Origin of the sequence: Actinocrispum sp. NPDC049592, from assembly GCF_040675465.1 — a bacterium.
Taxonomy (GTDB): Bacteria; Actinomycetota; Actinomycetes; order Mycobacteriales; family Pseudonocardiaceae; genus Kibdelosporangium.
Genome location: NZ_JBFAPA010000008.1, coordinates 171,427 through 194,901, shown reverse-complemented (window position 1 = coordinate 194,901; position 23,475 = coordinate 171,427). Strand labels below are relative to the sequence as shown.

The window sequence follows — 23,475 nt, the reverse complement described above, 5'->3', positions numbered from 1 at the left end:
ATATCGTGCGACATCTCCGGTAAAGGGTCGTCGACCCCTAGGCTTGAGGCATGCAGCGGCGGATCTTCGGCATCGAGACCGAGTTCGGGGTGACCTGCACCTTCCATGGGGAGCGCAGGTTGAGCCCGGACGAGGTGGCGAGGTACCTCTTCCGGCGGGTCGTGTCGTGGGGACGTTCCTCGAATGTCTTCCTGCGCAACGGCTCGCGCCTGTACCTGGACGTCGGGTCGCACCCGGAGTACGCCACGGCGGAGTGTGACGACCTGGTGCAGCTGGTGACGCATGACAAGGCGGGTGAGCGGATCCTGGAGGACCTGCTCGTGGATGCCGAGCGTCGGCTGGCCGATGAGGGTATCGGCGGGGATATCTTCCTGTTCAAGAACAACACCGACTCGGCGGGTAACTCCTACGGGTGTCATGAGAACTATCTGGTCACCAGGGCCGGGGAGTTCTCGCGGATCGCGGATGTGTTGTTGCCGTTCCTGGTCACGCGTCAGCTGATCTGCGGCGCGGGCAAGGTGCTGCAGACCCCGCGGGGCGCGGTGTACTGCTTGTCGCAGCGGGCCGAGCACATCTGGGAGGGCGTGTCCAGCGCGACCACCCGGTCGCGGCCGATCATCAACACCCGCGACGAACCCCTCTCGGATGCTGAGCGCTACCGCCGCCTGCATGTGATCGTGGGTGACTCGAACATGTCCGAGTCGACCACGCTGCTGAAGGTGGGCAGCGCGAATCTGGTGCTGGAGATGATCGAGGATGGGGTGCAGTTCCGGGATTTCAGCCTGGACAACCCGATCCGGGCGATCCGGGAGATCAGTCATGATCTGACCGGCCGCAGGCTGGTGCGTCTCGCGGGTGGCCGGGAGGCCTCGGCGCTGGATATCCAGCGGGAGTACTACGCCAAGGCGGTCGAGCATGTCGAGCGGCGTGGTGCCGATCCGGTGACCAACCGGGTGATCGAGTTGTGGGGGCGCACGTTGGAGGCGGTGGAGCAGGAGGATTTGGGGCGGATCGACCGGGAGATCGATTGGGCGATCAAGCACCGGCTGGTGGAGCGGTATCAGGCCAAGCATGGGCTGGAGTTGTCCAGTGCCCGGATCGCCCAGCTGGATCTGGCGTATCACGACATCCGCCGCGGCCGGGGCATCTTCGACCTGTTGCAGCGTAAGGATCTGGTCGCCCGGGTCACCGACGACGGGGAGATCGAGGCGGCCAAGGACACTCCGCCGCAGACCACCCGGGCCAAGCTGCGCGGTGATTTCATCGCCGCCGCCCAGGAAGCCGGCCGGGACTTCACGGTGGACTGGGTGCATCTGAAGCTGAACGACCAGGCCCAGCGCACGGTGCTGTGCAAGGACCCGTTCCGGGCCGTGGACGAACGCGTCGAGCGCCTCATCGCCAGCCTCTAACCCACACCCACTCACAACGGTCGTTGCGGGATCATCGCGGACCGAGTGCGTCGAGCTGGTTCTGGACTCGTGCCGCGTCTTCGGCGCAGTTTTGGGCGAGATACAGGCGCAACGCCTCCTGGCACGCGGCAACGGCGTGTTCGTGCTGGCCAAGCGCATTGTGGCTGAACGCGAGCTGTTCAAGGGTCAGGGCCGTGAAGTAGGTGTCGTCGAGTTCCCGGTGCAGCGCAAGGGCTTGGTGGTAGCGCTCGATCGCTTCGGCGTACGCGCCGGTGTGGTGGGCGATGTAGCCGAGGTTGTCCAGGGCGTTGGCTTCGTCGTCGCGGTTGTGGTGGAGCCGGTTGAGGACGAGCGCCTCCGTGCACAACTGCCGGGCCCGCTCGTGGTCGCCGAGATGTGCTGTGTACCAACCGGTTGCGTTGAGGGCGATGGCTTCGCCCAGCCGGTCGCCGGCCTGCCGGTAGGTGGTCAGTGCGACGGTGGCCTGGTCGAGGGCTTGGCGAAAATCGCCTTGCTGGCCGTAGATCCACGCCAGGGTGCGCCGGGTCTCGGCATTGGCCAGCCGGTCGTCGGACAGGTCGAGGGCGCGTCGCAGGTGGTCGAGCGCGTCGTCGTACTGCCGGAGTTCGGCCAGGGCGTTGCCATAGAACCGGTGCGCGGTGCAGCGCATGCCGTTGTTGCCGAGCTGCTCCGCCGCCGCCAGCGCCGCCGCCCAATCGGCCAGACTGTCGTGCGTGCGCCCTCTCCGTTCCCGGTAAGTGACCAGGTTCCAGGCGAATCGCCACACGGCCTCATGCCACCCGTGCCCGACCGCGACGTGCTGCGCGGCCAGCAAGTTGTGATACTCGGCGTCGAACCACGCCATCGCGGACGCTTGATCGTCGAACCGCGAGATCTCCCAGCCAGGACGAACCTGGTCGGACTCATCGTCGGTGCCCGGCACACCCAATGCGTGCTCGGCGACCTGTGCGGCGTAGTTGTAGAACTCGACCACCCGGCGAAGTGCCGCATCGCGATCCGCCTCGGGCATGTTCTTGCGGGCACGGGCGATGGCGTCCTGACGCAGCAGGTCGTGCATCTCATACCGGCCGGAGGAAGTCTGACCGGCCAACGAGGCGTCGACCAGGCTGCGCAACAACCGCTTGGCCGATGAGACCGGCTGATCGAGAAGGCGCGCCGCCGCATGGGGCCCGATGTCGGCGCCGGGCGCGATGCCCAGCAGCCCGAAGGCCCGCGCCTGATCGGCCGGCAATGCCTGGTAGGACCAGGAGAACACGGCCGGGAGACTTGCCGCCGGGTCGCCGTCGTCGAGGGCGTCCAGCCCGGCCTCGCGCAGGTCCGCAACCAGTTCGGCGACGTCCAGGTGGCTCCGGGTGGCGATGATGCTCAGTGCCAACGGAAACCCGCCGCACAGCCGGGCCAGTTCGCCAACCGGGCCAGAGGTGTTGAACTGCAGGGAAAGCAGGGCATGAGCGTCCACATCGGACAGGACGTCCGCGCGCAGATAGCGGGCACCGCGGGTCGCGGTCAGTCCGGCCAGGCGGTCTCGGCTGGTGATCAGGACACGACAGCGGTCGCCACCCGGCAGCAACGGGCTCACCTGTGCGGAATCTCGTGCGTTGTCCAGGATCACGAGCAGCCGGCGGTCCGCGGTGAGGCTGCGGAACAAGGCGGCTTGCGCGTGCGGATCCGCCGGGACGTGCGGCGACGGAACGCCCAGAGCGCTCAGGAATCCGCGTAACGCGACTTCAGGCGGCATGGGGGCGCTGTCCGGGCTGAACCCGCGGAGGTCCGCGAACAGCTGGCCGTCCGGGAAGCGGTCCGCGTGTTCCCGTGCCCAGTGCACCGCCAGCCAGGTCTTGCCGATACCACCCGGGCCGCCGATGACCGAGATCCCGGCGTCCCCGCCGGTGTCCAGTTCGGCCAGTTCGCTCGCGCGCCCGACGAACCGGTTCGCCATGGCCGGCAACTGCCGTGGCACGACACGAGGTGGCTCGGGTTGGTGGATGTGCAGGCCGCCGTGAACGGCGTTCGTCTGCACCACGGCGCCGAAGACAGTCCCGGACACCTCGTTGCGCACAGCAGGCTCGTCCACAACGCCGATGGTAGAACGGCGAGGTGACCAAGATGGCGGCGTCAGGCCGGTGAAAAGGCCGTGAAACCGCCTTCGGATAGCGTGCGATCGATCTGTGGCCGTCCGTGCAGGAGCGCTTGAGGCGAATGTCGTACCAGTACCAAAGTCCGCCGGGATATCCGCCGCCGTACCCGCCACCGCGGAAAAGCACTACCGGTCTGATCGTGGGGCTCATCGTGGTCATTGTGGGCGCGGTGGTGGCGCTGGTGCTGGTGCTCCTGCTCAGAGACGGCGACAAGTCGTCGAGCGGGCAGACGACTCCGGCTGGTGGCTCGAGCAGCAGCGGTGATTTCGGTGGCGACAGCACCGGAAGTGCGAAGGCGCTCGGCCAGAAAGCGGTCGACGTGATCCAGAACCACGCCATGGAGGAGGCGGAGAAGCTCGTCTGCAAGCCGGACTCGAAGTTCCTCCGGTCGATGCGCGGCCTGGAGGGCACCAAACTCACGGTCACCCTCAATGACGTCACCGAATCGGGCGACACCGCGGTCGCGGCGGTCACCATGGTCCGTGACGAGGACAAGAAGTCCGTCGACCAGAAAATCAACATGAAACAAGCCGACGGCAAGTGGTGCATCAACTGACGCCCGACGTGCTCGACCAGAGCCAGGAGAACCTGACCGAGTCCGTCCGGCGGTTGCCGGCCACGAAGCCGCAAGCCAACGGCTTGTCCTAAGCCGTGCCCCCACTGTCACATGTGGACAGTGGGGCAAGTCTGGGCGTCAGGGTTCGCTGGCGAACGAGCCAACTGGTGGCCCGGGCCGGTCTGGTTCGTATACTGGCGCACGTTCCGTAGCCTGGCGAACTCGCAGGGGTTTCCTGTTGCTCCGCTTGGGTTTCGTGACAGTGTTCCCGCCCGGTGATCGCGCGGGTACTGCGAGGGGACGTTGTTATGCGGCTTTTCCGGGGAGTCCGCGGCCGGGGCGCGATCGCCGGTGTGGTGGCGATGGTGGCTGTCGGCGGCGCGGTCCTGGTAGGGCTTGACCAGGGCAATGACGTGGACACGGTGCGCCTGCTGTCCGGTTCGGCATGGTTCGCGTCGGCCAAGGTCGGGCAGATCACGTTGCTGGACGGGGCATCGGCGGAGGTGTCCGCGCAAGTCCGGGTCGCCGAGCCGGGTGACGCGCTGAGCGTGGTCCAACAAGGAGCGACCGCGTACACAGTTGACCAGACCACTGGGACCGTCCGCCGCGTCGATGGCGTGAACTTCGTTCCCACGGCGCCGTCCGCGCCGATCGCCGATGTCCGTGGCAGCGCGTTGAGCCTGGTCGCGGGGCCGAGCACGGTCTATGCCCTGGACACGACCCGCGGGCTGCTGGCGGCCGCGGACCCGAAGACCCTGGACCGGCGCGGCGGCATGCTGTCGGTGGCGAGCAGGCTCGCGGCCGGAACGGTCACAGTGGACGACACGGGCACACTGTGGGCGGTCGATGTGGCCACCGGCGACGTCGACCGGGTCATCGGCCAGGACAAGACGATCCGTACCGGCGTCGTGAAACCCGGCAACAGTGTCATCACCATCGCCGACGGCCACCCGGTCATCGTGGATCCCACCGACCGCAAGGCGGTCAGCATCGACCGGGACACCGGCCGCGTCACCGGCACGTTCGCCCTCGATCTGCGGCCGGACGACAAGTTCCAGGTCAGCGGCTCCGCGCACACCGAGCGGATCTACGTGGTGGCCGCCCGCGGTGTGCTGGACGTCTGTGATCTGGCGAAAGCGCGGTGTGACAACGCGATCCCGCTGACCGCGGGCAGCGACTTCGGCCCGGCGGTGGAAGCGGGCGACCGGGTGTTCGTCCCGGACTACACCACCGGTCAGGTGTGGGTGATCAACCTGCGGGACTCGCGGGTGATCGCCAAGCCGACCGTGCTGAAGCCGAACGTGAGGTTCCAGCTGATGACCCGCGACGGTGTCGTGTTCTACAACGACACCAACTCCGAGGACGCCGGTGTGGTCCAGGTGGACGGCAGCCTCACCCGGATCAAGAAGTACGACCGGAACAACCCCGACAAGGGTGTGGTGGATCCGAACCATGGCGACGGCTCACAGCCGAGCGCGCCAGCCCCGCCCAGCGGGCCGGTGAACGACCCCAAGCCCTCCGGCGTTGTCCCGTCGGACAACAACAACCCGCAGAACCCCAACCAGCCTCAGGCCCCGAACGACCCGCAAGTCCCGGACAACCCGCAGAACCCCAGCGTTCCCACGGGACCGACCGAGCCCAGCAACCCGGCTGCCCCGCTCAAACTCCAGATCGTGGTGGACAAGGCGACGCCCACGGTCGACGAACCCATCACGCTCACCGTCACCGACGCATCCGGGGTGGCGCCCAAGAGTGCACATTGGACATACGGCGACGGTGACGTCAACGACGGCGTGACCACGAACCACAAGTGGGCCAAGGCACGGCCGGCGCCCTACATTGTCGCGGTCGAGGTGACGATGCCCGACGGCCGCCAGGGCACGACGTCGGTCAACATCACGGTGAGCGAGATCCCGAGGTTCCGGCTGACCGTGAACCCCTCAGCGGGCGGAACCGTGTCCGGCGGCGGAATCCAGTGCCCCGCAACGTGTTTCGTCGACCTGGCCAAGGACGTGCAGATCACCCTCACCGCCACCCCCGACGCCGGCCACCTCGCCGGAAGCTGGGGCGACGGCTGCCACGGCACGAGCACCGCGTGCGACGTGCGGATGGGGACCGCGCCGATCAGCGTGACCTACACGTTCACGCCCAAACCCGAACCGCCGGTCCGGCTGTCGGTGGCGTCGCCCGCGAACGGGTCGGTCTCCGGTGGCGGCATTCAGTGTCCTGGCAAGTGTTTCGTGGACGTCCCCAAGGGCACCAGGATCACCCTCACCGCCACCCCCGCGGCGGGCTTCGTGTTCGGCACGTGGACCGGCGACTGCAGTGGTGCCGCGTGTTCGGTCACAATGGACGGTCCGCATACCGTGTCGGCGACGTTCACCCCGGCGCCGTTCAAGGTCGACGTGGTGAACCAATACGACCGGGTGGCGTCGCACCACGCCTGGGTGGACGTCAGCGACGGCCACAACTGCACATCGGCGTGCCACTACACGATTCCGCGAAACAGCGGCCGGGCCACACTCACGTTCACCGCGGGGGTCGGCATCGCCTCCTTCAAGGGCTGGGTCGGCGAATGCGCGTTCGCAGGTACGAGCAAGACCTGCACGATCACCCTTGATCACGACATCTCGGTGGGCGCGAAGTTCGCCCCGCTAGGCGGCTGACCCGGCGAGCAGGCCGTCGAGGACGACGTCGACCGCGAAGCGGAACCGCTGCTCGCCATCGCCCGCGACGAGCTGCGCGGCGTGCGTGGTGATGAGCGGGAACCGGTCGGCGGGCAGGCCGGTGAACGTCTTGTGCAACTCGCCGCCGACGTCGTCTGTGCGGCGCACGTCGTCTTCGACGGCGGCGTGGGTCACCAAGGCTGCGAGGACGTCGGTGGCCCAGGCGGCGCGCTGCGGATCGATCCCGCCCGCGAGCAGGATGCCCAGCATGTTCTCCAGGAGGCGCAGCGCCGCTTCGGTCCGCGGGGGAGTGGTCATCGCGGTCGCGGCGATTCCCGGGTGGGCGACGAAAGCGCCGTGCATGCGGGCCAGTAGTGAATGCAGCTGGGTACGCCATTGTGTGGGGTCCACAGGGTCGAGGTCGACGGTGGCGATCACGCGGTCCTGCATCGCCTGGAGCAGGCCTTCGCGGCCGTTGACGTAGACGTAGAGCGAACCGGGGCCGGTGTCCAGGGCGGTGGCGACCCGGCGCATCGTGACCGCGTCCAGACCGTCGGTCTTGAGGATCGCCAGGGCCGCGTCGACGACCGCGTTCTCGCTGAGCGGGGCCTTGGCCGGGCGGTCGCGGGTCGAGCGCTGGCGCTGGGGGGCGTTCATCAGGTGGACCTTCCGTGCGGGCTTGATGGCAACCGTACCCCGAACGAACGGTGTTTGTCACGAACGCTGTTCGTAACGTACGTTGTTCGTGACGAACGATGTACGACAACCCTGCCCGGCTGGTCCGCGGCCAGGAGGACCTCATGATCACCTCAACGACGACCACCCGGCCCTACCGCCTGCGCTGGGTCGTAGCGAGTGTCGTGCTGGCCGCCAACATGGTGGACTTGCTCGACGCCACCATCGTCAACGTCGCCGCCCCGTCCATCCACAGTGACCTCGGCGGCGGCGACAGCTCCATCCAGTGGCTGAGCGCGGGCTACACCATCGCGTTCGCCGTCCTGCTGATCGCCGGTGCGCGGCTCGGCGACATCCTCGGCCGCCGCCGGCTGTTCCTCGTCGGCTCGGCCGGGTTCACCCTCGTCTCGGCCGCCTGCGCCGTCGCGCCGACCATCGGCGTGCTCATCGCCTTACGGGCCCTGCAAGGAGCCTTCGGGGCGTTGATGATCCCCCAGGGCTTCGGCCTGCTGAAACAGGTCTTCGACGACGACGAGTTCGACCGGGCGACCGGGATGTTCGGCCCCGTCACGGGCATGGCGATGCTCGCCGCGCCGATCCTTGCCGGCGGGCTCGTCGACGCCGACCTGTGGGGAACCGGATGGCGCCTGGTGTTCCTGATCAACCTGCCGATCGGTGCGCTGATGCTGCCGCTGGCGGTCCGGTCGCTGCCCCGCGGCGCCAGCCATCCCGGCGTCAAGCTCGACATCGTCGGCGTCGTGCTGGCCGGCCTGGCACTGGTCGCGATCACCTACCCGCTCATCCAGGGGCAGCCCGACGGCTGGCCGGCCTGGGCGTTCGGGCTGCTCGCCGCCGGGGTGATCCTGCTCGTCGCGTTCCTGTTCTGGGAGCGGCGCCGCAAGCACGACCCCCTGATCGAACCGGCCCTGCTCGCCAACCGCACCTACCTCAGCGGGATCGCGGTCGCACTGGCCCTGTTCGGTGCGTTCGGTGGGCTGCTGCTGTGCATCTCGCTCTACGGCCAGCTCGGCGAGGGCTGGTCACCGATCCACGCCGGGCTGACCCTGACGCCGATGGTCGTGGGCATGGTGCTCGGCATGGTCGGCTCGATGGTCCTGGTCAAGCGGCTCGGACGGCACCTGCTGCACATCGGGATCCTGCTGATCGCGGCCGGCGCGGTCGCGCTGGCCCTGGTCCTCACCGGTGCCCGCACCGCCTCGACCTGGGACCTCGTGCCCGGGCTGGTCCTGCTCGGCCTCGGGGTCGGCGCCAGCATCGGGCAGCTGTTCCGGTTCATCCTGACCAGCGTCACCATGAACGAGGTCGGCTCGGCCTCGGGCGTTCTCGAAGCCGTGCAACAACTCTCGACCGCGCTCGGCGTCGCCGTCCTGGGCACGGTCTTCTTCTCCGCCTTCAATTCGCACATCCCGACCCACGCCCTTCAGGTCACCGCATGGGCCTGCCTGGTACCACTGGCGGCCGCCTTCGCCCTGGTGTTCCGCCTGCCCATGCAGCCCCGAGAAGAACAGGCTCAGTGATGAAAGCAGTCCGTTTCAGCACGTTCGGCGCCCCAGAGGTCCTGCAAACAGTGGATCTTCCCGATCCGCACCCGGGTCCGGGCCAGGTCCGGATCGCGGTGCGCGCCGCTGGCCTCAACCCGAGCGACTGGAAGAAACGCCAAGGCCTGATGGACGAGCAACTCCCGCAGACCCTCGGCCACGAAGCGGCGGGCATCGTCGACGAACTCGGCGCGGGCGTCACCGATGTGGCTGTTGGTGATCGCGTGTTCGGTTTCTCCGCCGAAGCCGGGGCGCAGGCCGAACTGGCGGTGCTGTCGCACTACGCGCCGATCCCGTCGTCGCTGGACTTCGCTGGGGCGGCCGCGCTCCCGGCCGCCATCGAGACCGCCACGCGTGCGCTGGATCAACTCGGCGTCAAGGGCGGCTGCACGCTGCTCGTCAACGGCGCCTCCGGAAGCGTTGGCAGCGCAGCGGTTCAGCTCGCCGTGGTACGAGAGGCGCGCGTGATCGGCACTGCCAGTCCGGCGAACCACGACTACCTGCGCTCGCTCGGCGCCGAGCCCGTTGCCTATGGTGCGGGTCTCGTCGAACGGGTTCGCGCGCTGGCTCCCGGTGGCGTCGACCTGGCGCTCGATGTCGCCGGGAGCGGGGTACTGGCCGAGCTGATCGACCTCGCGGGCGCCCCACAGCACGTGGTGACGCTCGCCGATTTCGTTGGAGCGCAGGAATGTGGCGTGACATTCAGCCGCGGGGACACCGGCCGCGCGGTCCATGTCCTCGCCGAGATCGGCGAGCTGATCGACTCCGGGCGCTTCGCACTCCCGGTCGCCCAGACGTTCCCGCTCGCCGACATCGTGCGGGCGCACCGCGTCGGCGAAGCCGGTCACGGACGGGGAAAGCTCGTGCTGCTAGTGGGGTGACGCAACGTCTGTCTGATGTGGACGAGGCTGGGACGAGCGGCAGTGGGGGTACAACCGCCGCTCGCCCCGGATGCCGGCCCGTACAGACAGTGGGGAGGCCGGCACCGTCGAGGGAAGAAGTCGGATCAGTGCGTGGGCGGGACCGACGCAGGCGGGCCGTTGCCCTTGTCCGGCTGGCCATTTCCCTTGTCCTGCGGGTTGTTGGTCTTGCCGGGCTGGCCGTTCCCGTTGTCACCCGGGCCGTTGCCGTTGCCGTTGCCCGGGTCGGCAGGCTTTCCGGTGGAGTGGCTGGGTTCCTGCTTCTTGCCGGCCAGCAGGTCGGCGCAGAAGGCGGGCACCTTCTCCGGGCCGCCCGCGGCGGTGATCAACGCGCCGAACGCCGGGTTCTCCAAAGCCTTGCCGTGCTCGACCTTGTTGCCCGACATCACCGCGTTGCACAAGCCTTCGAGCGACGGGGACGGCGACCCGGACGGCGAGTTGGCATGCGAGGACTTCTGCTCGTCACCCTTGGCGGTCGCGTTGTCGTTGCGGTGCTCGGCACCGTTGGTCTTGCCGTCCTGCGCGTGCTCGGACGCGCTGGAACCGGCGGGTTTGCCGTGCTCCTCGCTGCCCGCGCCATGGTCCTGACCGGGCAGGGCACCGGACACAGCCGCGACGGCGACACCGCCTGCGGTGAGGACCCCAGCGGCGGCGGCCGCGATCTTCACCGTGAGCAGCTTGGCGAGTGTGGACTTGTGCATCGGCTCTCTCTCGCGTTGAAGGTCATCGGCGAGACGAGCGGACCGGAACGCCGTGACAGCCGCCTGTTCACCGGCGAGCTCACCCTCCCGAGGCGGTGCTGACGCCACGGAGAGGAGCCTGCCCAGCGGAGTCGAGGCATGTTCCCGGCCCGGCGCACCGGTGAGCAGTTGCTCGGTGGTGCGCCGGCCGATCCGGCCGGAACGGTGCGCGCTCATCTCATGTCCTTCAGCGCCGAGGGGTCCAAAAGTGTCACTCCAACCCGATTTCCCGTGGTCGCCGCTGGTTTTCCAGGAGCTCGGCGAGCTTGCGCAGACCCCGGTGGGCGGCGGTGCGGACCGCGCCGGGCCGCTTGCCCAGCACCTGCGCGGCGCCTTTCGCGTCGAGCCCGACCACCACCCGCAGCAGCACGGCTTCGGCCTGGTCGCGGGGCAGTTTCGCGATCAGCGCCAGCGCCCCGTCGGTGCTCATGGCGTCCACAACGGACTGCTCGGTGTCGCAAGATCCTGGCCGCTCGGTCAGTTCCTCGAGCGGCCCATCGGTCGCTGGCTGCCGACGCAAGTGCCGCAAGTGATCCATGGCACGGTTACGCCCGATCGTGGTCACCCACCCACGAAAACCGTCCAGCTCACCACGGAACGAAGGCAGGTCCCGCGCCACCTGCAGCCAGGCCTCCGACGCGACATCCTCCGCGTCGGCCCCGGCCAGCACCCGCAGATACCGCAGCAGACCAGGCTGGATCGCCCGGTAGAGCAGCCGGAACGCGTGGTCTTCGCCGTTCTTCGCGCGCCGCAACGCGTCGGCCAGCCCGTCCGCTGACAAGTCCGCTGTGGACGTTACGGGTGTGGCGTCGTCTTCGGACGCGGCCGCACTGTGCACCCGCGACATCCTGAGCCATCGCCCATCGCCCGCCGACACCGGGGCCCGCAACCGGGTGAGCCATGCAGGCTCGCCGCGCGACGCAGGTACCGCGCGGCGAGCCTGGCCCGGGCCTAGTTGTAGGCCTCGAATTCGTAGATGCGGGCGGCGTTGTTGCCGCTTTGTTCGGCGGTCAGGATGTTGAGTTTCAGGAATCGGGCTGTGACGGTGACGGTGTGTGTGGTGACGTTCGCGGTGTTGGCGCGGGCCTGGACGATGGTCGTCCAGTTGGTGCCGTCAGTGGAGGCCTGGATGTCGTAGTCGCGGGTGTTCCACGCGGTGCTTTCGCCGCCTGCACCGGCATGCCGGACGGTGATGGTCTTCACCGCGGTTGCGCTACCGAGGTCCACCTGCCACGACTTGCTGGCGCCGGTCGAGCACCACTTGTCGCTGTTGCCGCCCGACACGCTGCCGTTGACCGCCTTGGCCGGGCCTTCGTTGGTGTTGCAGGACGAATCGGCCGTCGCCGGCTTGTTGAGAGCCACGTTGGCCGACGTCGCACCGGTGTCGAACGACGGGGGAGCGTCAGCGGCCGCACTGCCCCACGAGGTGTTCGCGGTCGTGCCCAGAGTCATGTCGACCGTGCCGCCGTCGCGGACCACCGACTCGGGCAGCCACGGGCGGGTCGACGCGGCGCCATTGAGCTGAAGACTCTGGATGTAGGGCGCGTTGGTAGCAGCGCCGGTGGCGCGCAGCGTCAGGGTGACGCCGTTGCCGCGATGCACGACGACCTGGCTGAACAACGGACTGGACAACAACAACTCCGCCCGGCCCGGCGCGAGCGGGTACACGCCGATGGCGGCGAAGACGTACCACGACGACATCGCCCCAAGATCGTCCTGGCCCGGGATACCGCCGGTTCCGTTGGACCACAACGTGGTGACGACCTGGCGCACGGTTTGCTGAGTCTTGTACGGCTGGCCCGCGAAGTTGTACAGCCATGGAGCGCCGATCGAGGGTTCGTTGCTCAGATCGGAGTGGGTGCCGCCCGCGTTGGACAACGCCCAGCTGCCGTCGGTGTTGTGGAAGAACCGGTCCAGCCGGGTGATGGCGGACGCCGTGCCGCCCATCTTGGTGAACAATCCCTTGGCGTTGAACGGAACCATCCATGTGTACTGGGCGGCGCTGCCTTCGGCGAACCCGTCGTCGCTGGCCGGGTCGAACGACTCCCAGGCTCCCGAGGAGTTGCGCTGCTGGATGTATCCGGTCCCCGGGTTGAACACGTTCTTCCAGTTCTGCGCCCGGTTCAGGAACTGGTTGGCGGTGGTCGCGTCACCAAGCCTTTGGGCCAGCTGGGAAATACCGAAGTCGGCCGAGACGTCTTCCAACGTCTCCCCGGCGCCGCCCCACGCATGCCCGTTGGACGGCACATAGCCGAGGGACAGATATTGGTCCAGCGACGGTCGTTCGCCGACCACCATCACGTTCCACCCAGTGCTGCTGCGGTCGTCGGCGGTCACCGTGGTGGCTGCGTGCACCATCGAGGTGAGCGCGCCCGCCGCGTCGAACGACGTGCCGCCGAACGCGTAGATGCTAGGCACCGCAGCATGTCCGGGATCCCCGGTCATCACGTGGGTGCCGCCCTGGTTGTGCGTCCAGCGGTCCCACACGCCGTTGTTCTGACTGGCCTGGTTGAACAATGACTGCGCGATGTCCGCGCCGATGTCGGGTCTCAACAACGTCACCAGTTGCAGCTGGTCGCGGTAGACGTCCCAGCCGGAGAAGTTGGCGTACTGGGCGTGCTGCGAGCCGGAGACGCTGTGCACCCGCTGGTCCATCCCCGTGTACTGGCCGTTGGTGTCGCTGAACACGTTGGGGTGCAACAAGGAGTGGTAGAGCGCGGTGTAGAAGGTGGTCTGCTGCGCGGCGCTGCCGCCGGTGATCTCGATGCGGCCCAGCTCGGCGTTCCAGGCGTCGTGGGCTCGCTGGCGGACGGTGTCGAACGACGTGCCGGCCGGGTTTTCCGTGTCCACGTTGGCTTTGGCGTTGGCGAGGCTGACGTACGAGATGCCGACCCGGACGCCGACCGTCTGGCCCTGGCTGAGGTCGAAGGTGACGAACCCGCCGGATCCCTTGCCCGCCGGTGGCCAGCCGTCGGTGCCGTAGGTGGTCCCGCCGCTGGAGCTGGTGCTGCCGTTGGTGACCGTGCCGTCCTGCCAGGTTCCGGTGCCGGAGAACGGTTTGTCGAACGCGGCGTAGAAGTACAGGGTGTAGTAGCTGCGCCGCCCGATGCTGTTGATGTACCCGCAGAAGTTGCCGCTGGTGACCGAGCCGCTGATCACCCGGTTACCACTGTCGATGGTGGTCTGCGCGGCGCTGCTGCCGACCTCCGAGTTGGACGTGCGGACCAGCAGCGAGGCGGTTTTGCCAGTCGGGTAGGTGAAGCGGCCCGCACCCGAGCGCGTGGTGGCGGACAGTTCGACGTTGACGCCCGAGTCCAGGCCGACCCGGTAGTACCCCGCGGTACCGGTTTCGTTGGCGTGCGCGAAGTTGCTGGCGTAGGTGGCGTCCGTGCGGTCGGCAGTGGGGGAGGAGGACACGGTGCCGGGGAACGGCAGGAACGGGACGTCCCCGGCGCCGCCCGCGCAGCCGGTACCGGACATGTGGGTGAGGCTGAAGCCGCGCACGCGGGTCACGTTGTAGTCGTAACCGCCCGGTTGCGGCGTGCGGGTCTGGTCGCCGCGGGTGTTCTCCGGGCTCCACTGCACCATCCCGAACGGCGTGTCCGCGCCGGGGAAGGTCTCGCCGCTGTTGGTGGAACCGATGAGCGTGTTGACCGTGGCGGCCGGGTCGGCGACCGCCGCCGAAGCGGTCTGCGGGATGAGGCCGGTCGTCACGAGCGCGACGCCGAGCGCGAGCGGGATCGTCAAACCACGTCTGAACGGATGCAGGGCGGACAAGGGAGACCTCCTTCGGGTATCCGAGCCTGACAACGTTGTCATCGAGCGGCGGAGACCTTCGGCGGAAATTCTCCGGTGGTCGGGGCAGGGGCGGGCTGACAGATGACAACGTTGCCGTCATTGAGGATCGGCCCTGCGGACGGCATCGGAAAGCACCGAAATTTCGGCATGGGCGCGGCGGTGGACGATCCGCACCGGCGCTGATCTATACCGCTCGGCGCGGGCCCGACGGTAAAATCACCAGTCCTGCGGCGAGGGATCAGAGATGTCCGGACCATTCCATGTCGTGCTGCGCAGCGCGATCCAGCAGCGCGGCCTGCCGTTGGACCGGTTGCGCTTCCGCCTGGCCGAGCGGGGCATCCAGGTGGGGCTCGCGAGCCTGAGCGACTGGCAGCACGGCCGGGCGTGGCCGCAGCACCCGAACTCGCTGCGCGCGATCGACGCGCTCGAGGAGATCCTGAACCTGCCCACCCACACGCTGAGCGGCCTGCTGGCCGGGCGGCAGGTGCTTCCTTTCCAGCCGCAGCAGGGTGTGGACGAGTACAGCGGCCCGATGGGCGAGCTGCTCGACGAGCTGCCCGGGTCCCGCGCGTGGGATCTGGACACGCTGACCACCGAACACACCGTGACGGTCGATGCCCACCACGGCCCGTCGCTGATCGCGATCCGCAGCCTGGTCCGTGCCCGCCGGGACGGTGTGGACCGCCTGGTACTGCGGTATTTCGGCGCGCCCGGATGCGCCATCGACCGGGTCACGGTCCACCCGGTGCGCAACTGCCACGTCGGGCGGATCCTGCGGCACCACAAGGGATCCGTGATGGTCGCGGAGGTGCTGTTCGGGCAGCCGCTGCGCTGCGGTGAGACCTGGGTCTTCGAAACCCACATCACCGACCCGACCGCGGGCCGCCGATCCGACTTCGCGCACGGCTTCCGCCGCCCCGAAGGCAGCTACCTCCTCGAGGTCCGGTTTCATCCGGATCTGTTGCCCAGCAACGTCTACGGCTACACGCGCGCGGATCTCTACACCGAACAACACCGCCTCACCGACCTGCGCCTCAACAACCACCACGCCGTCCACCTCACCGCCGCCGACATGACCGCCGGAGTGCTGGGCATCAGCTGGGAGTGGCCCGCGAGCCTGGAAACCCGGCCACATCACACCGCGGATCGTTGACCTGTGCACTCGGCCGGCCGGGCTCGGTTGACGCATTCCGATATAGGCATATGATGGCCGCCATGGCACGAGCGGCGACGACCTCGGACGCGTTCAACGCGATCGCCGAACCGCAGCGCAGGCAAATCCTGGTTCTGCTGCGGGGCGGCGAGCGGCCGGTGACCGAGCTGGCGCGGGACCTGTCGATGAGCCAGCCGCAGGCGTCCAAGCACCTGCGGGTGCTGCGGGAGGTCGGGCTGGTGCGGGTCCGCGGGGTGGGCAAGCAACGGCTGTACTGCTTGGACGCCCGCGGGCTGCGGCCGGTGCACGAGTGGCTGGGCGGCTTCGAGCGGTTCTGGAGCGGCAGCTTCGACCGGCTGGACGAGTACGTGCGGGACCTGGAACAGGCAAGGCGAGAGGAACAACCGGATGGCGACGACCAGTAGCGGGCCCGGACACGCGACGGCGGACCGCGAGATCGTGATGTCGCGGGTCATCAGCGCGCCCCGGGAGCTGGTGTTCGAGGCGTTCACGCAGGTCCGGCACCTGTCGCGGTGGTGGGGACCGGAGGGCTTCACCACCACCACACGGTCCTTCGAGTTCCGCGTCGGCGGGATCTGGGACTTCGTGATGCACGGGCCGGACGGGACCGACTACCAGGAGTGGATCACCTGGCGGGAGATCGTCCCGCCGGAGCGGATCGTGTTGCTGCACGGCGAGTCCCGCGACGACCCCAACGCGTTCGAGTCGGTCCTGGCCTTCGAGCAGGCCGGTGCGGAGACCCGGATCGTGATGCGCACGGTGTTCTCCACCAAGGAACTCCGCGACGAAGCGGTGGAGAAGTACCACGCGATCGAGGGCGGCGAGCAGACCCTGCGCAACCTCGCGGCCTACATTGCCGGCCTCACCTCGAAAGGAGCGGGGAGCTGATGGCCGGCAAGGTCTTCTTCAGCGTGACGATGTCGCTCGACGGTTTCATGGCCCCCGAAGCCGTGCGGCCCGAGGACGCCTTCTCGCCCGGCAAGCAGGACGACCCGGGCGTCCGGCGGTGGATGTCGAAGTGGGCGCGACTGCAGGCGTGGGCGTTCCCGCTGCGCTGGTTCCGGGAGAACCTCAAGATCGGCGAGGGCGGTGAGGAAGGCATCGACAACGACATCGCACGGGCCACCTACGAGCGCACCGGCGCGAGCGTCATGGGCAAGCGGATGTTCGACCTCGGCGAGCCGTCGTGGCCGGACGAGGCCCCCTTCCACACCTCGGTGTTCGTTGTGACCCACGAGAAGCGTGACCCGTGGGAGCGGCCCGGCGGCACGACCTTCCACTTCGTCAACGACGGCATCCACAGCGCGCTCGACCAGGCCCGCGAGGCCGCCGGCGATCGCGATGTGCGCATCGCCGGCGGCGGCGAGACCGTCCAGCAGTACCTGAATGCCGGGCTGGTCGACGAGTTCTCGGTCACGCTCGCGCCCGTGCTGTTCGGCACCGGCGTCCACCTGTTCGACCGCGTGGACCCCGACCGCCTCGCCCTGACCCAGGTCCGCTCCACCGCCTCGACCCGGGTGACCCACCTGACCTACACCGTCGGCAAGGGGTAGCCGGACGGACTCAGGCGTGGTCGGTGGGGCGGTCGGGGGTGTTCTCGACGGTGTCGCGGATGCCGCGGAGGGTCTCGGCCAGGCCCTGGCGGATCTGGTCGCCCTCGACGTGGTCGGTGTGCAGGTACACGGTCAGGGTGGACTCGCCACGGTGCTCGCCCGGCGCGATTTCGAGCCGGCCGTGGTAGTCGCCCGGACCGGGCGCGCCCCATTCCAGGGTCTGCTCGTCCTTGACCACTCGCATCCACGCCTCGCTGTGCACGTCGTGCGCCGGTTGACCCTCCGGGTCGATGTGTGCGGTCACGTCGACCTTGTCGCCGCCCTGCGGGGTGGCCTCTGTGAGGCGTGGCAGGTAGTGAGGCAGGTTGCGTACGTCCGAGAGATATGCGAACAGCTGCTGTGGTGGTACCTGGACAGTGATCGTGTCGTCATAGTCGCCCATGGCCGGGGGAGTACCCGGTCGGCATGGCCCGAAGCATCGGCGGGCGACCGTCCATTCCGGATAGTCGACGCCGACCGGGTTTGGCCAGGCCGTGGGGTGGTATGCCTGGGGAGAACTGTCGCTTTCGAGGGCAGGAGGGACATGTCCACGCATCTGAACCCGGACGAGCTGCCTGAGGACCTCAAGCGCACGCACGAGGAGATCGAGCAGGCCAAGCGGGAGCTGCGGGATGAGGAGCCGTCGAACCCGGTCGGCGACCTGCTGTACCGCGACCCGAAGCCCCACTCGCAGGACGACTCCGCGCAAGGTTCCGGGGATGGCCCGGCGGACGACTACGTCCCGGAGAACGAGCAGTCCTAGCTACCTGAGGATCTCGGTCAGGCGGTCGGCGAAGGCGCGCGGCCGGGTCGCGAACCCCGCGTGATCACCGGGAAACTCGACGAACTCGAGGCCCAGCCGGTCGGCCAGCGCGCGGGTGGATCGGTGCGGGAAGGCCGCCCGGGACTTCTCGCCGCCGGCGGCCACGATCCGGTCGGACACGGCCTTGAGGGCGTCCAGGTCGAGGCGGTACCGGTGGGCGGCCGGAGCGTCGTGCTCCCGGAAGAACGCCGCGTTGGTCAGGTGGTGCGGACTGGGCTCCGGGAGCGTCACGCCCTCCTCCAGGTCGGTGTGGTCGACGGCGACCGCACGCAATGTCTCTGTCCACTCCGGACCGCTCCCGCCGCCTTCGATGATCCGCTGGAACCGTTGCGCCTCAGCGCGTTCACTCTCCGCAAGCAGGGAGGGGACCGGCGGTTCGTGCGCGACCAGCAGACGGACCTGCTCGGGGTGGGTGGCCACCAGGTCCAGCGCGATGAGTGAACCGAGGCTGAAGCCGAGCACGAACGCGGGTTCGGCGGTCACCGCGGCCAGCACCTGGTGGGCGTCGGAGCTGTGTTGCTGGATGGACATCGGTTCGGCGGGATCGTTCAGAGTGCTGCGGGACAGGCCGCGCCGGTCATAGGTGACCACGGTGTAGTGCGCGGAGAGGCGCTCGGCGATGCCTGCGGCGGCGTCCGCGTCACCGCCACCGCCCATGACGATCAGCAGGACTGGGCCCTCGCCCTGGACCTGGTAGTGCAGGGTCGCGCCGGAAACGTTCAGGTTGGTCATGGCGTCGACCGTAAAGCATCAAAACTGATGTATCAAGGTTGATGTATCTTGGGGTCATGGACGGCATCGAGTTGCTGCACCTGGGACGCAGGCTGGTCAAGATCGCCGAGGCGGCCATCCCGGCCAACGCGTCCTTCCACGCGCTGCCGGTGAGCGTGCGGGCGGTCATGATCGACGTGTTCGAGCACCCCGGCACCTCGATCCAGGAGATCATCCAGCGGACCGGCTACCCGCAGAGCCACGTGTCGGCGTCGGTCACCAGGCTGCGCGAGGGCGGGGTCTTCATCACCACAACGGATCCCAAGGACCGCCGGAGAACCCTGGTGCGCGCCTCGCCCGATGTCCCGGCGCGGGCGCAGCGGTTCTCCGTGCCGGTCGACGACGCCGTCGCAGCGGCCGTCGGGGCCGGGAATGCCGCGGAAGTCCTTGCCGCGCTGGAAACCCTCGCCCGTCACCTCGGGGGATAGGGCGCGATCTCGGCGATCAGACCCGCCACCAGTGACCGGATCTCGTCGCGGATCGGGCGGACCGCGGCCACACCCTGGCCCGCCGGATCGTCGAGTTTCCAGTCCAGGTAACGCTTTCCGGGAAACACCGGGCAGGCATCGCCGCAGCCCATGGTGACGCACACGTCGGACTCCTGGACTGCCTCGACAGTCAGGATCTTGGGCGTCTCAGCGGAGATGTCGATCCCGGCCTCGCGCATGGCCTCGATCACCGCGGGGTTGACCTGGTCGGCCGGAGCGGACCCGGCGGAGCGCACCTCGACCCGGTCGCCGGCCAGGTGGGTCAGCCAGGCAGCGGCCATCTGCGAGCGCCCGGCGTTGTGCACGCACACGAACAGTACCGACGGCCGATCCGGTTGGCGTGCAGACATCATGACGGTTTGACCGCGCGGATGATCGCCGATTGCATCCCGTCGGCCACCTCGTGCGTAGGGATGATCTCGACGTCGCCGAACCCGGCTGCCTGCAACCCTTCGCGGTACTCGGTGAACGTCAGCGCACCGGCGATGCACCCCACGTACGAGCCGCGCTCGGCGCGCTGCGCGGCGGTCAAGGAGTCATCCGCGACCACATCGGACACTCCGATCCGCCCGCCGGGCGCCAAAACCCGGAACATTTCGGCGAACACCGCCGGTTTGTCGGTCGACAGGTTGATCACACAGTTGGAGATCACCACGTCGATCGTGTTGCCGGGCAACGGGATCGCCTCGATCGTGCCCTTCAGGAACTCGACGTTCTGCGCACCCGCTTTGGCTTTGTTGGCCAACGCCAGCGCGAGCATCTCGTCGGTCATGTCCAGGCCGTACGCCTTACCCGTCGGCCCGACCCGCCGTGCGGACAGCAACACGTCGATCCCGCCGCCGGACCCCAGGTCCAGCACGCGCTCACCCTCGCGCAACTCCGCCACCGCAAGGGGATTGCCGCAGCCGAGGGACGCGGCGATGGCCTCGGCGGGCAGTTCGTCGCGTTCGGAGGCGGAGTACAAGGTCGAGCCGAAGTTGTCGTCCACCTCGACCGGACCGCAGCAGTCACCGTCTTCGGTGACCGCCGTCGCCGCGGCGGCGTATCGGGCCCGGACAGCCTCGCGCAAATCGGTCGAGTCGCTCATCACCCAGCTCCCTGCATCGACGTTCTTCGATGCATCTTGCTCGCGCCATCGAAGTTCGTCAATATAGACAGATGTCGAATCAGGACGTGGCCTGCTGCACGAACCTCGGCCCCGCTCCGCTGGGTGAGGAGCGGGCCGTCGAGCTGGCGGTCGTGTTCAAGGCGCTCGGCGACCCCGTGCGGCTGCGGCTGCTGTCCATGATCGCCGCGGCCCAACGGGACACCGGGGTCTGTGTCTGCGAACTCATCCCAGCCTTCGACCTGTCCCAGCCCACCATCTCCCATCACCTGAAGCTGTTGCGCCAAGCGGGGCTCGTCGACTGCGAACGCCGGGGAACCTGGGTGTACTACTGGCTGCGCCCGGAGACCACCGATCAGCTGGCGGTCCTGCTTTCCCGTCCCGCCAACGAATGGACCGCCGCGCTGGAGTCCGTGTGAGTCAGCCGGAGCACTGGAAACGGGTGGTGGGCGCGTCTCCGTACACGGTGTAGACGACGAACCCGGCGAACAACACGACCAGTACAGCGAGCACGAGCACCCACACCGGCCAGCCGCCGCGGGACTGGCGGAGCCGCGAAACCAGCAGTACCACCGCGATCACGCCCGCCGCGACGCCCGTCCAGCCCAGAACGTAGGCGGAGGTGGGCATCGGGAGCAGGCCGTTGCAGGTGCTCGACCGTTGGTGGGTCAGGTCGGTGCTGACCTGGGTGGCCAGGAACGCCAGCACGGCGCCGGCAACGGCGAGCAGACCCCCGGCGATCGCCGGGCGGGTCGTCGTCATTTGCCCGACCAGTCGTGCATCACGTGGTCCAGGCGGTTCTCCGCCTCCTGGTCGGTGCCCGCGACGTTGCCCGCGGAGTCCTTGAGGCCGTCGCCGGCCTGGACGGTCTTCTGGATCAGCTTGCCGAGCTGGTCCTGCCAGGCCGTCTTGCACCCGGTCAGCGCCGGTCCGGATGCCCAGCCCTGGTTGCCTTGCGCGGCCGCGTCGCTCGAGGCGAACAGCCCCTTGGTCCGGGTGCCGGCGTCGCCGGCGATCTTGTGCAGGTCGTCGCCGGTGGCGGAGACGCCGCCCGGGTCCATCGCGATGACCATCGGGGTCTCCTCCTAGTAGTTGGGGTGTGGCCGGACGATGACGATGTTCTGGTCGCCTTCGGTGACCTCGTTGTGCGGCAACCGGTCGTTCAGGCTGACGTTCAGCCGGGAGTCGGTGTGCTGGGTGTAGTGGATGTCGCCGTCGGGCGTCACCGAGGTGACGATGGCGGCGTGGTGCACCTTGCCAGGATCGGTCGGGCCGCCCGGTCCCGCCTGCTCGAAGTAGACGATGTCACCCGGCCGCGCCTGGTTGAGCGGGATGGTCTGGCCGCCGTGGCTGACCATGAAGTTGCGGTTGGCGTCGGCGCTCGCCCAGCTGTCGGTGTGCGAGTGGTCGTGCTTGTCCAGCCAGTCCCAGCCGGTCTGCCCGCCGTGGCCCCAGCCGTCGTCGTCGAACGTGCCGGTCCAGTCGCTCATCGTCTGCTTCATGCCCGCGTGCTCCAGCCCGGTGGACACGAACTGCGTGCAGTTGTTGTCGAAGATGTCGATGTCCTTGTTGTCCCAGTTCGCCTGTGCCCAGCGGACCAGTTCGACCCGGTCGTAGCCGTAGTTTCCCTTGAGCTGGTCCTTGACGTCCTGCGGGATGCCGTTGAGGTCGTAGAGCTGCACCGGGACCGCGCGGGCGAACTCGTCCCGCTGCTGCGGGGTCAGGCCGTTCCACCACGCCGCGACGGTCTGTGCGTCCTGGTCCGTGGGCAGCGCGTCCGCCATCAGCTTGACCTCGTTCTGCGAGGCCTGGGCGCCGATCTCGTTCATCGCCTTGTCCAGGTCGGTGACCCCGACGGCGTCCTTGAGCCGGTTGAGTTCCGTGGACGCGTCCTGGTCGATCCGGGTGGCCTCGGCCACGGCCTCGTCGATCAGCCGTTGTGACTCACCGCGCAGCTGCTGGGCGTCCGGGTCGTTGTGCATCGTGCGGGGGTCGGACATCGTCACGTGCCCGGAGCCGTCCACCACCATCCCGCTGCGCTGCGCGTAGTCGACCGCGCTGTGCAACGAGGACTGCGCGAGCTTCGCCGCGTCGGCCAGACCGTCCAGAGTGGACACCACCGCCCGGATCTCCACGGCGGCGACCTCGAACAGGTTCGCCAGGTCCTTCAGCGTCTGACCGGCGTGCTGGCCGACCTGGTCGGTCCAGTGCTCGTCGAGCGCACTGGCGCCGTTGTCGTAAATGTCGCGCGCGGACTGCTCGGCCTCTTTCGCCAGCGTGAGCCAGTCATCGGCCGCCGTCTGCCATAAGTCCGGTTTCGCGTCCCGCAACTGGGCGAAGTCGACCATGTAGCCCTCCCATCCCCACGATGGACGCACATCACCCGCCCACGGTTCCGAAACTCGGCAAACTCCGGTACGAACCTCGGAATGGGGCCTTAGCGAGAATTGTCCGAAAACCGAAGTGTTGCCGGGTCTACGGGCCCATGCCGAGTCGCGTGGATCGCGATGCGGCTGTTGGCCGCTCGGGTGCCGGTGGTACCTGTGCTGGAATTCACCGGCGTCCGGCATCTGTTCACCGTCCATGACCCGGTGGCCACTGCTTTGCGAGACCTGGCAATCTGACCGTCCGCAGAATCGACTGCGGCTCCGGTGTGTTGGCAGCACTACATGCAGCTGTACTTGACGCTGCTGAGTGTGGTGCCGGACTCCTCGGTCGTCCGGACACCTGGAGTCCATTTTCTGGGGTTGTTCGGGATGGTGGTCACATACTGGTTCGCCGGGTATCTGTGCTACTCCGCGGCCGTGATATTCGTCCTGTGGCGCGCGTACTATCTGTACAAGCCTGCGTCTCTTGAAGCGGGTAAAGCGCCCGTAGTACGCGGCTGGTGGTCAACCTCGCATATCGCCCGGCTGGGTCCGACCTGGACAAGTCCGCACGTGACCGTGCGGGTATTCCAGAAATGTTCAACCGGGTGTCCCTGTCTATTTCATGTGGTGTGCCTAGGTTCCTTCGGGGCGTGCTTGCTGCGCCTAACTTC

General features: G+C 68.2%; 24 protein-coding genes. 12 read left to right on the top strand and 12 right to left on the bottom strand.

Annotation, left to right across the window (positions count from 1 at the left end):
- The first annotated feature begins 50 nt into the window (after positions 1–50).
- Positions 51–1,409 (top strand): Pup--protein ligase, encoded by a 1,359-nt coding sequence (gene pafA / locus AB0J95_RS21905; protein ID WP_364760514.1) that lies wholly within the window; start codon positions 51–53, stop codon positions 1,407–1,409.
- A gap of 31 nt (positions 1,410–1,440) precedes the next feature.
- Here pafA and AB0J95_RS21900 read toward each other — a convergent pair whose 3' ends face one another.
- Entirely contained in the window at positions 1,441–3,504 is a 2,064-nt protein-coding gene (locus tag AB0J95_RS21900; RefSeq protein WP_364760511.1) for a tetratricopeptide repeat protein, read from the bottom strand.
- 203 nt (positions 3,505–3,707) lie between these two features.
- Here AB0J95_RS21900 and AB0J95_RS21895 point away from each other — a divergent pair, with 203 nt between their 5' ends.
- A complete protein-coding gene (locus AB0J95_RS21895) occupies positions 3,708–4,124 on the top strand; it encodes a hypothetical protein (RefSeq protein WP_364760508.1) in 417 nt (138 codons plus the stop codon).
- 308 nt (positions 4,125–4,432) lie between these two features.
- Positions 4,433–6,790, top strand: a complete 2,358-nt coding sequence (locus AB0J95_RS21890; RefSeq protein WP_364760505.1) for a hypothetical protein — start codon at positions 4,433–4,435, stop codon at positions 6,788–6,790.
- Here AB0J95_RS21890 and AB0J95_RS21885 read toward each other — a convergent pair.
- The gene (locus AB0J95_RS21885; protein WP_364760502.1) at positions 6,779–7,447 is read right to left on the bottom strand and encodes a TetR/AcrR family transcriptional regulator C-terminal domain-containing protein; all 669 of its coding nucleotides are present in this window, start codon (positions 7,445–7,447) and stop codon (positions 6,779–6,781) included. The genes AB0J95_RS21890 and AB0J95_RS21885 overlap by 12 nt on opposite strands.
- A gap of 98 nt (positions 7,448–7,545) precedes the next feature.
- Between AB0J95_RS21885 and AB0J95_RS21880 the strand changes: the two genes are divergently transcribed.
- Both AB0J95_RS21880 and AB0J95_RS21875 read left to right on the top strand, forming a co-directional pair.
- Positions 7,546–9,003 carry an MFS transporter gene (locus tag AB0J95_RS21880; RefSeq protein WP_364760499.1) on the top strand — a complete coding sequence of 486 codons (1,458 nt, stop codon included), beginning with the start codon at positions 7,546–7,548 and terminating at the stop codon, positions 9,001–9,003.
- Positions 9,003–9,905: an NADP-dependent oxidoreductase gene (locus AB0J95_RS21875; protein ID WP_364760496.1), complete on the top strand. Its 903-nt coding sequence runs from the start codon at positions 9,003–9,005 to the stop codon at positions 9,903–9,905. Before AB0J95_RS21880 ends, AB0J95_RS21875 begins: the two co-directional genes overlap by 1 nt.
- 125 nt (positions 9,906–10,030) lie before the next feature.
- Here the strand turns inward: AB0J95_RS21875 and AB0J95_RS21870 are convergent, their stop codons facing one another.
- From AB0J95_RS21870 to AB0J95_RS21860, 3 genes are all read right to left on the bottom strand, one after another.
- Positions 10,031–10,861 (bottom strand): hypothetical protein, encoded by an 831-nt coding sequence (locus AB0J95_RS21870; RefSeq protein ID WP_364760493.1) that lies wholly within the window; start codon positions 10,859–10,861, stop codon positions 10,031–10,033.
- A gap of 34 nt (positions 10,862–10,895) precedes the next feature.
- The gene (locus tag AB0J95_RS21865) at positions 10,896–11,522 is read right to left on the bottom strand and encodes an RNA polymerase sigma factor (RefSeq protein ID WP_364760491.1); all 627 of its coding nucleotides are present in this window, start codon (positions 11,520–11,522) and stop codon (positions 10,896–10,898) included.
- Between the two features lie 113 nt (positions 11,523–11,635).
- Positions 11,636–14,461: a GH92 family glycosyl hydrolase gene (locus tag AB0J95_RS21860; RefSeq protein ID WP_364760488.1), complete on the bottom strand. Its 2,826-nt coding sequence runs from the start codon at positions 14,459–14,461 to the stop codon at positions 11,636–11,638.
- Between the two features lie 265 nt (positions 14,462–14,726).
- Between AB0J95_RS21860 and AB0J95_RS21855 the strand changes: the two genes are divergently transcribed.
- The 4 genes from AB0J95_RS21855 (at position 14,727) to AB0J95_RS21840 (ending at position 17,209) form a co-directional block, all read left to right on the top strand.
- Positions 14,727–15,635 (top strand): hypothetical protein, encoded by a 909-nt coding sequence (locus AB0J95_RS21855; protein ID WP_364760485.1) that lies wholly within the window; start codon positions 14,727–14,729, stop codon positions 15,633–15,635.
- 62 nt (positions 15,636–15,697) lie between these two features.
- Positions 15,698–16,060: a metalloregulator ArsR/SmtB family transcription factor gene (locus AB0J95_RS21850; protein WP_364760483.1), complete on the top strand. Its 363-nt coding sequence runs from the start codon at positions 15,698–15,700 to the stop codon at positions 16,058–16,060.
- Positions 16,044–16,544 carry an SRPBCC family protein gene (locus AB0J95_RS21845; protein WP_364760481.1) on the top strand — a complete coding sequence of 167 codons (501 nt, stop codon included), beginning with the start codon at positions 16,044–16,046 and terminating at the stop codon, positions 16,542–16,544. Before AB0J95_RS21850 ends, AB0J95_RS21845 begins: the two co-directional genes overlap by 17 nt.
- Positions 16,544–17,209: a dihydrofolate reductase family protein gene (locus AB0J95_RS21840; protein ID WP_364760479.1), complete on the top strand. Its 666-nt coding sequence runs from the start codon at positions 16,544–16,546 to the stop codon at positions 17,207–17,209. Before AB0J95_RS21845 ends, AB0J95_RS21840 begins: the two co-directional genes overlap by 1 nt.
- A 10-nt stretch (positions 17,210–17,219) precedes the next feature.
- On the opposite strand, the gene AB0J95_RS21835 is transcribed toward AB0J95_RS21840, so the two are convergent.
- Positions 17,220–17,651 (bottom strand): SRPBCC family protein, encoded by a 432-nt coding sequence (locus tag AB0J95_RS21835; RefSeq protein ID WP_364760477.1) that lies wholly within the window; start codon positions 17,649–17,651, stop codon positions 17,220–17,222.
- Positions 17,652–17,792: 141 nt separating this feature from the next.
- Between AB0J95_RS21835 and AB0J95_RS21830 the strand changes: the two genes are divergently transcribed.
- A complete protein-coding gene (locus AB0J95_RS21830; protein WP_364760475.1) occupies positions 17,793–18,011 on the top strand; it encodes a hypothetical protein in 219 nt (72 codons plus the stop codon).
- On the opposite strand, the gene AB0J95_RS21825 is transcribed toward AB0J95_RS21830, so the two are convergent.
- The gene (locus tag AB0J95_RS21825; protein ID WP_364760473.1) at positions 18,012–18,803 is read right to left on the bottom strand and encodes an alpha/beta hydrolase; all 792 of its coding nucleotides are present in this window, start codon (positions 18,801–18,803) and stop codon (positions 18,012–18,014) included. It lies immediately after the preceding gene.
- Between the two features lie 56 nt (positions 18,804–18,859).
- Here AB0J95_RS21825 and AB0J95_RS21820 point away from each other — a divergent pair, with 56 nt between their 5' ends.
- Positions 18,860–19,270: a MarR family transcriptional regulator gene (locus AB0J95_RS21820; protein ID WP_364760470.1), complete on the top strand. Its 411-nt coding sequence runs from the start codon at positions 18,860–18,862 to the stop codon at positions 19,268–19,270.
- On the opposite strand, the gene AB0J95_RS21815 is transcribed toward AB0J95_RS21820, so the two are convergent.
- Both AB0J95_RS21815 and arsM read right to left on the bottom strand, forming a co-directional pair.
- Positions 19,255–19,680 carry an arsenate reductase ArsC gene (locus AB0J95_RS21815; RefSeq protein WP_364760467.1) on the bottom strand — a complete coding sequence of 142 codons (426 nt, stop codon included), beginning with the start codon at positions 19,678–19,680 and terminating at the stop codon, positions 19,255–19,257. The genes AB0J95_RS21820 and AB0J95_RS21815 overlap by 16 nt on opposite strands.
- The gene (gene arsM / locus AB0J95_RS21810; protein ID WP_364760464.1) at positions 19,680–20,417 is read right to left on the bottom strand and encodes an arsenite methyltransferase; all 738 of its coding nucleotides are present in this window, start codon (positions 20,415–20,417) and stop codon (positions 19,680–19,682) included. Before arsM ends, AB0J95_RS21815 begins: the two co-directional genes overlap by 1 nt.
- Positions 20,418–20,488: 71 nt before the next feature.
- Here arsM and AB0J95_RS21805 point away from each other — a divergent pair, with 71 nt between their 5' ends.
- Entirely contained in the window at positions 20,489–20,854 is a 366-nt protein-coding gene (locus AB0J95_RS21805; RefSeq protein WP_364760461.1) for a metalloregulator ArsR/SmtB family transcription factor, read from the top strand.
- A 1-nt stretch (position 20,855) separates the two neighbouring features.
- Here AB0J95_RS21805 and AB0J95_RS21800 read toward each other — a convergent pair whose 3' ends face one another.
- The 3 genes from AB0J95_RS21800 to AB0J95_RS21790 are packed head-to-tail and all read right to left on the bottom strand — an operon-like array spanning position 20,856 to position 22,783.
- Positions 20,856–21,197 (bottom strand): hypothetical protein, encoded by a 342-nt coding sequence (locus AB0J95_RS21800; protein ID WP_364760458.1) that lies wholly within the window; start codon positions 21,195–21,197, stop codon positions 20,856–20,858.
- Entirely contained in the window at positions 21,194–21,508 is a 315-nt protein-coding gene (locus AB0J95_RS21795; RefSeq protein ID WP_364760455.1) for a hypothetical protein, read from the bottom strand. The genes AB0J95_RS21800 and AB0J95_RS21795 overlap by 4 nt, the downstream gene beginning before the upstream one ends.
- Before the next feature lie 12 nt (positions 21,509–21,520).
- Positions 21,521–22,783, bottom strand: coding sequence for an amidase domain-containing protein (locus AB0J95_RS21790; protein ID WP_364760452.1), 1,263 nt, complete (start codon positions 22,781–22,783; stop codon positions 21,521–21,523).
- Positions 22,784–23,475: the final 692 nt, after the last annotated feature.

Excerpts from the sequence above, each read along its gene's own strand:
- AB0J95_RS21820 (WP_364760470.1), top strand. The coding sequence starts at position 18,860 with ATGGACGGCATCGAGTTGCTGCACCTGGGACGCAGGCTGGTCAAGATC.
- AB0J95_RS21825 (WP_364760473.1), bottom strand. The coding sequence starts at position 18,803 with ATGACCAACCTGAACGTTTCCGGCGCGACCCTGCACTACCAGGTCCAG.
- AB0J95_RS21890 (WP_364760505.1), top strand. The coding sequence starts at position 4,433 with ATGCGGCTTTTCCGGGGAGTCCGCGGCCGGGGCGCGATCGCCGGTGTG.
- AB0J95_RS21795 (WP_364760455.1), bottom strand. The coding sequence starts at position 21,508 with ATGGTCATCGCGATGGACCCGGGCGGCGTCTCCGCCACCGGCGACGAC.
- AB0J95_RS21880 (WP_364760499.1), top strand. The coding sequence starts at position 7,546 with ATGTACGACAACCCTGCCCGGCTGGTCCGCGGCCAGGAGGACCTCATG.
- AB0J95_RS21870 (WP_364760493.1), bottom strand. The coding sequence starts at position 10,861 with ATGAGCGCGCACCGTTCCGGCCGGATCGGCCGGCGCACCACCGAGCAA.
- AB0J95_RS21805 (WP_364760461.1), top strand. The coding sequence starts at position 20,489 with ATGTCGAATCAGGACGTGGCCTGCTGCACGAACCTCGGCCCCGCTCCG.
- pafA (WP_364760514.1), top strand. The coding sequence starts at position 51 with ATGCAGCGGCGGATCTTCGGCATCGAGACCGAGTTCGGGGTGACCTGC.
- AB0J95_RS21845 (WP_364760481.1), top strand. The coding sequence starts at position 16,044 with ATGGCGACGACCAGTAGCGGGCCCGGACACGCGACGGCGGACCGCGAG.
- AB0J95_RS21840 (WP_364760479.1), top strand. The coding sequence starts at position 16,544 with ATGGCCGGCAAGGTCTTCTTCAGCGTGACGATGTCGCTCGACGGTTTC.
- AB0J95_RS21830 (WP_364760475.1), top strand. The coding sequence starts at position 17,793 with ATGTCCACGCATCTGAACCCGGACGAGCTGCCTGAGGACCTCAAGCGC.
- AB0J95_RS21815 (WP_364760467.1), bottom strand. The coding sequence starts at position 19,680 with ATGTCTGCACGCCAACCGGATCGGCCGTCGGTACTGTTCGTGTGCGTG.
- AB0J95_RS21835 (WP_364760477.1), bottom strand. The coding sequence starts at position 17,651 with ATGGGCGACTATGACGACACGATCACTGTCCAGGTACCACCACAGCAG.
- arsM (WP_364760464.1), bottom strand. The coding sequence starts at position 20,417 with ATGAGCGACTCGACCGATTTGCGCGAGGCTGTCCGGGCCCGATACGCC.
- AB0J95_RS21875 (WP_364760496.1), top strand. The coding sequence starts at position 9,003 with ATGAAAGCAGTCCGTTTCAGCACGTTCGGCGCCCCAGAGGTCCTGCAA.
- AB0J95_RS21885 (WP_364760502.1), bottom strand. The coding sequence starts at position 7,447 with ATGAACGCCCCCCAGCGCCAGCGCTCGACCCGCGACCGCCCGGCCAAG.
- AB0J95_RS21855 (WP_364760485.1), top strand. The coding sequence starts at position 14,727 with ATGTCCGGACCATTCCATGTCGTGCTGCGCAGCGCGATCCAGCAGCGC.
- AB0J95_RS21790 (WP_364760452.1), bottom strand. The coding sequence starts at position 22,783 with ATGGTCGACTTCGCCCAGTTGCGGGACGCGAAACCGGACTTATGGCAG.
- AB0J95_RS21850 (WP_364760483.1), top strand. The coding sequence starts at position 15,698 with ATGGCACGAGCGGCGACGACCTCGGACGCGTTCAACGCGATCGCCGAA.
- AB0J95_RS21800 (WP_364760458.1), bottom strand. The coding sequence starts at position 21,197 with ATGACGACGACCCGCCCGGCGATCGCCGGGGGTCTGCTCGCCGTTGCC.